The sequence below is a fragment of the Priestia sp. JV24 genome (assembly GCF_025910025.1).
Classification (GTDB): Bacteria; Bacillota; Bacilli; order Bacillales; family Bacillaceae_H; genus Priestia; species Priestia megaterium.
This window is the reverse complement of sequence record NZ_JAPCIN010000049.1, coordinates 1-8,404: the sequence shown is the minus strand read 5'-3', so window position 1 is coordinate 8,404 and position 8,404 is coordinate 1. Positions and strand designations below refer to the sequence as shown.

Annotated in this window: 6 protein-coding genes; 4 read left to right on the top strand and 2 right to left on the bottom strand. The window is 34.3% G+C overall.

What is annotated here, in order from left to right:
• The 3 genes from OK414_RS29080 to ahpF all read left to right on the top strand — a co-directional run.
• Positions 1-616, top strand: a 616-nt coding sequence (locus tag OK414_RS29080; protein WP_264363566.1) for a reverse transcriptase domain-containing protein, incomplete at its 5' end; no start/stop codon positions are given.
• 911 nt (positions 617-1,527) lie between these two features.
• A complete protein-coding gene (gene ahpC, locus OK414_RS29075) occupies positions 1,528-2,091 on the top strand; it encodes an alkyl hydroperoxide reductase subunit C (protein WP_216876734.1) in 564 nt (187 codons plus the stop codon).
• Positions 2,092-2,103: 12 nt separating this feature from the next.
• Positions 2,104-3,633, top strand: coding sequence for an alkyl hydroperoxide reductase subunit F (gene ahpF / locus OK414_RS29070; RefSeq protein WP_263046330.1), 1,530 nt, complete (start codon positions 2,104-2,106; stop codon positions 3,631-3,633).
• A gap of 1,127 nt (positions 3,634-4,760) precedes the next feature.
• On the opposite strand, the gene OK414_RS29065 is transcribed toward ahpF, so the two are convergent.
• Positions 4,761-6,119, bottom strand: coding sequence for an SLC45 family MFS transporter (locus OK414_RS29065; protein ID WP_263046331.1), 1,359 nt, complete (start codon positions 6,117-6,119; stop codon positions 4,761-4,763).
• A gap of 1,514 nt (positions 6,120-7,633) precedes the next feature.
• On the opposite strand from OK414_RS29065, the gene OK414_RS29055 reads away from it, so the two are divergent.
• A complete protein-coding gene (locus OK414_RS29055; protein WP_144636069.1) occupies positions 7,634-7,870 on the top strand; it encodes a hypothetical protein in 237 nt (78 codons plus the stop codon).
• Positions 7,871-8,079: 209 nt separating this feature from the next.
• Here the strand turns inward: OK414_RS29055 and OK414_RS29050 are convergent.
• A partial coding sequence (locus tag OK414_RS29050; protein ID WP_263046332.1) for a spore germination protein occupies positions 8,080-8,404 on the bottom strand: 325 nt, incomplete at its 5' end.

The window sequence follows — 8,404 nt, the reverse complement described above, 5'->3', positions numbered from 1 at the left end:
TAATCATGAGTGGATAGTAGAGCAAACATCTATATTTCCAGGTAACACTCTTATCAAAAGATGGCTCAAAATGGGGTACATGGAGCAAGGTACGCTTCATAAGACAACAGAAGGAACCCCTCAAGGAAGTATCTTGTCTCCCCTTCTAGCTAATATCGCCTTATGTGGTATGGAAGAAGAGATTGGTATTGTGTATAGAAAGACATACAAACCAAGTGGGGGAGGATACGGAACCGATCCAAAATGTAAGATAGGACGTGTTCTCTATGCAGATGACTTCGTCATCGTAACCGAAACGAAAGAAAAAGCTGAAAGCATGTATGGGAAACTTACTCCTTACTTACAAAAGCGAGGAATTACACTCAGCGAAGAGAAAACCAGTGTTACACTTATCGAGAATGGCTTCGATTTTCTTGGCTTCTCGCTGCGTCAATACAAGACGGAACAAGGCAATAAGTTATTAATCAAACCTAGCAAAGACAGCATCAAAAAAGCAAAAGGTAAGATAAAAGATACATTCGCAGTAATGCGAGGACGACCAGTAAAAGAAATCATACGTGTCTTAAACCCTATTATTCGTGGTTACGGACAGTATTGGAAACATGTCGTGGATTAAAATAGAGCGTCATGTGATGGTAGCTTATAAAAACAGCCCAGATGATCCTAGCCTAAAAGAATATTGGGAAAAGCGAGACCGTAAGGTCTTTAATAGCGAAAATACGCTAGACAGGATGAAACTCGCAAGGAAACAAGGTTACCGTTGCGCATTGTGTAAATACACTCTACAAAATGGCGAAAAAGTTACTGTACGAAATTTAGAAGTTTCTACAGGTAAAACTGCTAAATTAGTACATGTACCGTGTATTAAATAAATAAGTTGTTCGGATAAAAAGAAGGCTTGAGCCGTATGACGGGAAAACTGTCACGTACGGTTCTCAGGGGGGCGGGCGCTCGTGAGAGTGCCTGCCTACCCGACTTAACTACGGGTGTATATCATATATAAATTTTTGAAAAGAGTAGGCTTATTTTATAGTCCTGACAGCTATTCTTTACAACCAATGTTATAATAATAAAGACAGATTATCTTTTGTCAATTGACATAGGGTGCTTCCTTTTGAAAGGAAGCACCCTTTTTATTTAGTTTAAGCTTATCACTTAGATTATCTGCCGATAAAAACACACTTAGGATTTTTCGAAACTAAATAATTGAGAAAAATGTTTCGTTATTGAAAATGAAAATATCAACATCAGAATTTTTTTAATAAGAAAATAAATTTACTTTTAACTTTTCTTACTCCTATAGAATTGACTATAGGTCTGTTTATAGCGAAATTGATGGCATTTAATCAAGCTATCTATCAAAACAAAACTTAAGAAAGTCGGGAGGAGGTTTTCCTTGACAAAGAAAATAACTCCTATATAATAATGTATATTCAATTAGAATTATTATAGTTAAATAAACCTTTTAATTTATTTATCAATCAAGCTATTTATAATTCTTAAAACACACTTAGGAGGAATTCAATTATGTTATTAATTGGAACAGAAGTAAAACCATTTAAAGCGTCGGCTTACCATAATGGTGAATTTATCGAGGTTACTGAAGAAAACTTAAAGGGTAAATGGAGCGTAGTTTGCTTTTATCCAGCAGATTTTACATTCGTATGCCCAACTGAGCTTGAAGATCTACAAAACCAATACGAGACTCTAAAAGAATTAGGAGTTGAAGTATATTCTGTTTCAACAGATACTCATTTCACACATAAAGCATGGCATGATAGCTCAGAAGCTATCGGCAAAATTAAATATATTATGATTGGTGATCCTACAAGAACAATTTCAGGCAACTTCAACGTACTAGTTGAATCAGAGGGGCTTGCTGCTCGTGGAACATTTATCATCGATCCAGATGGTATCATTCAAGCTGTAGAAATTAATGCAGATGGCATCGGCCGCGATGCAAGTACTCTTGTTAACAAAATTAAAGCAGCACAATACGTTCGTAACAACCCAGGTGAAGTATGCCCAGCTAAATGGCAAGAAGGCTCTACAACACTTAAGCCAAGCCTTGACCTTGTAGGGAAAATTTAAGGAGTGCGATAAATGTTACTAGATGCAGATATAAAAGCACAATTAGACCAATATCTTCAACTGATGGAGGGAGACGTGCACCTCAAAGTTAGTGCAGGATCCGATGATGTGTCTCGTGACATGCTGGATTTAGTGAATGAATTGGCTACTATGTCACCTAAAATTACTGTAGAGCAAACCCAATTATCAAGAACGCCGAGCTTTAGTGTAAATCGTGTCGGTGAAGATACTGGAGTAACTTTTGCGGGTATCCCTCTAGGCCATGAATTTACTTCATTAGTATTGGCTTTGTTGCAGGTTAGTGGAAGAGCACCAAAAGTTGATCAAAGCTTAATAGATCAAGTTAAGAGCCTTAAAGGCGAATATCGTTTTGAATCTTACATTAGCCTGAGCTGCCATAACTGCCCAGATGTTGTACAAGCACTGAACTTAATGAGTATTCTCAATCCTAGCATTACACATACTATGATTGACGGTGCAGCCTTCAAAGAAGAAGTGGAAAGCAAAGATATCATGGCAGTGCCATCCGTATACTTAAATGGTGAATTCTTAAGCAGTGGACGTATGACACTTGAAGAAATTCTAGCGAAAGTAAGTGATGGACCGCAGGCATCAGACCTTTCTAATAAAGATCCATATGATGTTCTTGTTGTTGGTGGAGGACCTGCCGGTGCCAGTGCAGCGATTTATGCCGCACGCAAAGGAATTCGTACAGGTATTGTTGCTGAACGTTTTGGCGGTCAGGTTATGGACACTATGGGTATTGAAAACTTTATCAGTGTAAAATACACAGAAGGTCCTAAGCTTGTAGCAAGTCTTGAAGAACACGTCAAAGAGTATGGCATTGATGTAATGAATTTACAACGTGCCAAACGTTTAGAAAAGAAAGACCTCATTGAACTTGAACTTGAAAACGGTGCAGTATTAAAAAGTAAGAGCCTTATCATTTCAACAGGAGCTCGTTGGCGTAATGTTGGTGTGCCAGGTGAAGTAGAGTTTAAGAATAAGGGTGTAGCATATTGCCCTCATTGTGATGGTCCATTGTTTGAAGGAAAACATGTAGCAGTCATTGGTGGTGGAAATTCTGGAATTGAAGCAGCAATTGATCTAGCAGGTATTGTGAAACATGTAACTGTTCTTGAGTTTATGCCAGAGTTGAAAGCTGATGCTGTATTACAAGAACGTCTTTATAGTCTGCCTAACGTAACTGTCCTAAAGAACGTTCAAACAAAAGAAATTACCGGAACTGATAAAGTAAACGGAATTTCCTATATTGAACGTGATACAGGAGCAGTTCAGCATATCGAATTGCAGGGTGTGTTTGTTCAAATCGGTCTTGTACCAAATACTGATTGGCTAGGCGATACAGTGGAACGTACTCCTGTTGGTGAAATTGTTGTAGATAAACATGGCGCTACGAATATACCAGGAGTGTTTGCTGCAGGTGACTGTACAAATAGTCCTTATAAGCAAATTATTATTTCTATGGGGTCAGGTGCGAATGCGTCTTTAGGTGCGTTCGATTACTTAATCCGAAATTAAAGAAAACCAAAGAACCATAATTACATAATTATGGTTCTTTAGTTTAGAATTATTCAACCCTATTTAATAATCTACTCTTCTTTTCCTAGGTGCGCAGTATACTGATTTAGTTAATATATTAGAGCTTCTAGAAGTATAAAAAACGTTCAATGAACCTAATTGTATCAATTTTATTGAACAATTCTTATATTCTCCCTTTCCCTATACGATGAACTATTATTATTTGTATTTTTAATCCAATACTCACGTTTACATTCCGAAAAAAATTTAATAATTATACTAAAGATCAAATAAAACTAACAGCCTTTGCTTTAATGTTTAAAAGCCTCTCTTAACGTGTTTCTTCTATATAAATAATTCAACCAATACATCATCTAATATGTATTGTCTCTATACTTGGAATTTCATATTAACTTCCATAAAATGTAAAACGCTTTATTATTTATTTCTCACATATAACGTTCCCTTTTTTCACTTTTTTATATAAGATTGCTAGACAGAACAAAATATAGAAATAGTTCTGAAATACGCATCCATTTATTTCTTTTAGCTTTTAAAATTTTTATCTATATAAAGTTCTGCAGGAAAGTTCAAAATTACTTATTACAAGTAAAATACATTTAAAACGTATATTATAAATAATAATTTTAAAACTAATTTAATTATGCTAAGTAATTGTAAAAACTAACTTACAAAAATATAAATTTTACTATTTACTCTAGATGACGACAAATAGAACCTTTTTCTACAATGTAGGTAAATGGTATAACTATTTTTAATAAAGTATGTTTAGTTTTATCTAATGATATAAGTTAAACATATAACTTTCTTTTCATAATTTGTGTAATTATTTCATTCTTCTTTTTAATTAATATAATCATTTAACGTAGTTTTTCGGATTACATTATTATTTCTACATCAATCTGACAGTTGTTTAGCGATTGACTCTTCGTTAATAAGAAATGTAACGAAATCATTACTAAATAAGAGGCTGTCTCATAAGTTGGAGTTCAAACTTACGAGACAGCCTCTTAATAATTATAATTTGGTATTTCATTCAGAAATTGCTCATTTTTCAAAAAGTTAAACAGCTGAGCTAACCCTTTTACAATAAGCATAACTAAATCTTATTTTGCGTATGTTTCCTTAATAATTGAAACAGATACTGCACCCATAACAAGCAAAATACCTGAGATTAAGATCATTCCTGACATAGACGATCCAATTGCTGGGAACAAAGAAAAACTTAAGCAAGAAGCTATAATCTGCGGTAAGCAAATACTACCGTTAAATAACCCCAGGTACGTTCCCATATTCTTGCCCGATAAAGCGTTGGTAAGCATTGTAAATGGAAACGTCATCATTGCAGCCCAGGCAATACCAATCAAGATAAACGAAACAATTAATACCCATTGGTTATGAATAAAGAATACGGACCCAAATCCAATGCCACCTAGCAATAAACTAAGGGCATAAGCTGGTTTACGTTTGTTATTGCGTACACGTGACAAAATTAGTGACCAAAGCACTGCGGCAATTGATTGTACAGCTGATAAGATGCCGAACCAGTTGCCAGCTGCTTGATAACCTGAGCTAGATGGTTCAATGGCATGCCAAACGTTTAAAGCAACTGCTCCTGTACCGTACGTCCATAAATATTGAAAGCCCATCCAACAGAAAAATTGAACGAGTGTAACAGTCCAAAAAACCTTTGGAGCGTTACGAAGTAACTTAAAAACGTTTACATTTTCTTTATTAGTTTCATTAGTAATACCATGATAAGCAGCAAACTCAGCAGGTGAATATTCTTTCACTTTAAATATTGTAAATAAACTACAAATGATTAATACAATGGCTCCAACGTAAAATGAAATAACAACTGATTGTGGGACAACTCCCGTTGGTGCACTATTTGAGACACCCAATACCGTTAAAATAAAAGGAAAGATACATGCTAACACAGCACCACTGTTTGATAAAAAACTTTGAATTGAATAGGCGAAACCTTTTTGGTCTTCGTTGACCATGTCCCCAACCATCATCTTGAATGGTTGCATTGCTACATTTGATGATAGATCCATAAATAAAATGGTGATTGCTCCAAAAGTCATAGCAGCCATTGCACTAAAGCCGAAACTACCAGCGTTAGGCAATAGACACATGACGATTACGGCCACAATGGCTCCAATTAATAGATAAGGAATACGTCGGCCAAGTTTTGGAATCCAGGTTCGATCCGAAAAATAACCAACTAAAGGTTGAACAACTAAACCTGCCAGTGGCGGTAATATAAAGAAGAAACCTAATGTAGTTGGATCAGCACCGATTGTTTGGAATATACGTCCCATATTTGAACTCTGTAATGAGAATGCCATTTGTACACCTAAAAAACCGAAACTAATTAACCATATCGTACTGATTGGTAGATAAGGTAAGTCTTGCCGAAAGCTTTTTTCACTGGTTTTAACGATCTTGTGCTCTAACATAATTTCCTCCTATGATTTAACTAACAGCTGCGAAAGATAAATATTCTTACTTAAAGCCCCATATTGTATAATCCTTAACAATTGTTTTAAATAAACCTAATAAACGCTGTGACTACTATTACCTTCGACGGACTGTTTTTCTATTTATCCAAATCATCTTGCCATTATGCCGTTCACTTATGGCCTTTGAAACAGGATTACTATCTGCCTATTAGAAAGCCTCTACTAATCATTCAGCATATACTCATTCATAGGTTATTGATTACTGTTTAAAAATTTTAGACCAGTTTTAACAGGCTCTGCTAAAAATTTAATATGGTCAGTCATTTAATAAAACCCAATTTTTTAAAAAGTTAGAATACTCTTTACTTGAACATTGTATACTAAAGTTACACGTTTGCGCAAGCGTTTGCATAAATATTTGTATGCATCAAAATTTACCAATATGTTTATAAATAATATTAAGTTTGGATGAGAAATTTAGATATTGTTACATTAGAAAACATGTATATAAACTGCATACTGAAGAAAATTTGACATGTGAAGAAGCAATATCCTTTGCAAGGGTCCTTTTAGTTGGGTTTCGAAAACAGTGACTATGCTTAACTAACTCTGTATAACGTATACGTCTTGAAAACAAAAAAACTGCCAGTGGATGTAGTTTTTATTAAGTTGGCTATCAAATGGAGAGAAAACTATTAGAGATGAGGGAAGAAATAATTTCTATTTTTGCAACTTCAGATATTGTAGCAGCCGGTATTATTAAATCACTCTAGGAATACCAAGAGGGAATTCCAGAAGATTATACCATCGTTAGATTTGATAACCTTATAATTAGTCGTTATTCATTACCTAGTCTCACAATAGTTAGCTAAAGTGTATCTAATAAAGGAATGCTCTCAGCTCAAATAATTTTAAATACAGTTGAACAGGGTAAATCTGATTCAGTAAGTATTAACCTTTCTATTGAACTTGTAATTAGAAATTCCACTTAATCTTTCTACGTTTTTTATTGAATTTTAAATTTCTATCAAAAGTACTTAAGACTCTATAATATTCCTAGAATTAGTAACAAAGAATTCCTCTTCTTATAAAATTGAAAGCCTTTTCTAATTATAGCAAAGGCTTCTTTTTGATGAGTTTCTTCTACGGTATGGTGACCTTTTTTTAAAGTACTCTTATATTGCTTTACTAATTTATAAAACGTTGTTCTTTTCACATTCGCTTCTTTGATGGCTTGTACAGTTGTAATTTTTTTCGTTCCCAATAAGTATAGGCTTCAATAAACTCCTGACTAATTTGAGCTTTAGGTCGTCCAAAAGAAATTCCTTTATTTAGCGAAGCATCAATGCCCTCTCGCTGACACTTGCGAATACAATCCCGTTCTTCTTGGGCCATCCACGAAAGAATTTGCAGAGCCTTAAATAGTTTGATAATAATTACATTGAGGTTTATTATTAAAAACTTTGTTTTGGCAAATAATATATTTACTTTAAATTAAAAGGGGGAAGAACATGAAGATTTTCCTAGCACTAATTATTGTCTTTTTATTATCGACTTTAAACCTCTTGTTAATGGATTTTCTATTAGGTTTTAGCTTCCATGATTCATTTATGCACCTTCTAAACCCTTTTTGGGTAATGAGTAATGCTGAATATATCATGTTAGCTGGACTTTTTCTTATTGTCATTGGCCAGCAAATTTTTATGATTATAAAAAAGAAAAAAGAGAAACGATACCATCCTAACTAGTTTTTTTCTTCACGTAGTTCCCAATGATGGAGATAACCAGCATAAACAAAGGAATAACAATAAAAAAAGGAACATGAAGATATCTTAAGGTAATAGTAAACCCCTCCTCTAAATGCTCTGAAAAACTGGAGGCGATTGTCATGGATAGAAAAAACAAAATGAATCCTATAGGAAGAATAATTTGCTGGCAGTTCTTCACCTTAAATAAGTCAGTGATTCCAATGACAGCCCCATACATAAAAATAGATGCTTTTAAAAAAAACGGTCATTAACAGTGTGAACATTACAATAGCATCCAGTCTTTCAATAAAATCAAATAGATTGACTTTTCCAATCGTAGCCAATGTAGGAAATGTAGATCTCTGCATTACATCCAACCCTAGAACCGACATATTTAAAGCAGCTGTCCAGCTTAAAATCAACCCACTTGAAACTAATGCGGATAACCATATCTTTTTTATTAGTTTAGGACGATTTAAATACGGGAGTAGCATCGTAAATACGAACATTTCACCAAATGGAAAAGATATAATA